This is a genomic window from Synechococcus sp. R6-7 (assembly GCF_047461695.1).
Classification (GTDB): Bacteria; Cyanobacteriota; Cyanobacteriia; order Thermostichales; family Thermostichaceae; genus Thermostichus.
This window is the reverse complement of the sequence record NZ_JANSHS010000121.1, coordinates 1-1,177: the sequence shown is the minus strand read 5'-3', so window position 1 is coordinate 1,177 and position 1,177 is coordinate 1. Positions and strand designations below refer to the sequence as shown.

Sequence of the window (1,177 nt, the reverse complement as noted above, 5' to 3'; positions counted from 1 at the left end):
TTTTTGGAGGCCACTCTGGAGTCCGGGATCCAGCTCTTGGCGCGGCAATTGGCCCTGCCGGAGCGCATCCGCCGCTGCCATCTGGTCGTCACCGGAGAGGGCTGCCTCGACGAACAAAGCACGATGGGAAAGGTGGTGGGGGCCGTGCTGGAGCAGGCTATCCAAGCCCAAAAACCCCTGCTCATCCTCTGTGGCCAGGTGACTCCGGCAGCGCGCGCTGGGTTGGCAGCCCAGCCTCTTCCCCTTCGGGTTGGCGCCCTGTGCGACCGGATCCCCGATGTGGCAGAAGCCCAACGGCAGGCCGGCCATCACCTGGAGCAGATGACGGCCCAGGAGCTGAGAGATTTTCTGGAGCAGGATGCGGGGATTGGCCGGTTATAATGGCTTAAATCATCGTGTTTCGTAGGACATCATGGCCAGTATCGAGTTCTCCCCCGGCATCCAAGAGGTGCCCACCCAGGTGCGAGTGCTGAAATCCAAGACCGGCAACCGGGGATCCGCGATTTTCCGCTTCGAGGATCTAAAATCCGATACGCAAAACATCCTCGGCATGCGGATGATCGATGAGGAAGGGGAGCTGACCACCCGCAACATCAGGGCCAAGTTCCTGAACGGGGAATTCAAAGCCCTGGAAGTGACCTACGACATGGAAACCGAGGCAGAGTGGGATCGCTTCCTGCGCTTTATGGAACGCTTTTCAGCGGCCAACCAGATGGGCATGGCCTAGTTGCCGCCCTTCCCGCCTCAGCTTTTGGATTTTTTGCTCCTTTTGCCGGATCTGCGCTTGGCTTGAGGTTGGCCGGGATCGGATCCCTGGCCCCCTTCAACTGAGGGCTGCCCTAGCGGGGGCCGTCGCTTGTGCCAGTCGGTGCTTTGCTCATAGGCATAGGCCACCCGCAGCACCTTGCTCTCCTGTAGGGCATTGCCCACAATTTGCAGGCCAATGGGCAGCCCATCGGCAAACCCGCAGGGCAGGCTCAGCCCCGGCAAGCCCGCCAGGTTCACCGGGATCGTCATCAGGTCGCAGAGGTACATGCTGAGGGGATCCTCCCGCTCGCCGATCTTGAAGGCCGGGGTGGGGGTAGTGGGGCTGACCAGCACATCCACCTTCTCGAAAGCCCTGAGGAAGTCCTGCTTGATGAGGGTGCGCACCTTCTGGGCCTTGAGGTAGTAGGCG

Annotated in this window: 3 protein-coding genes; 2 read left to right on the top strand and 1 reads right to left on the bottom strand. The window is 61.3% G+C overall.

Translation table 11 applies throughout. The annotated features are described in order from the left end of the window. Both NW815_RS04305 and psb28 read left to right on the top strand, forming a co-directional pair. On the top strand, positions 1–381 hold a 381-nt coding region (locus NW815_RS04305), incomplete at its 5' end, for a glycerate kinase (RefSeq protein WP_414415749.1). A gap of 31 nt (positions 382–412) precedes the next feature. Next, positions 413–727, top strand: coding sequence for a photosystem II reaction center protein Psb28 (psb28, locus tag NW815_RS04300; RefSeq protein WP_011433213.1), 315 nt, complete (start codon positions 413–415; stop codon positions 725–727). 17 nt (positions 728–744) lie between these two features. Here the strand turns inward: psb28 and NW815_RS04295 are convergent. Next, positions 745–1,177, bottom strand: a 433-nt coding sequence (locus NW815_RS04295; protein WP_414415748.1) for an amidase family protein, incomplete at its 5' end; no start/stop codon positions are given.

What these genes read in the sequence shown, in the direction of transcription:
- psb28 (WP_011433213.1), top strand. Translation starts at nt 413, where the DNA reads ATGGCCAGTATCGAGTTCTCCCCCGGCATCCAAGAGGTGCCCACCCAG.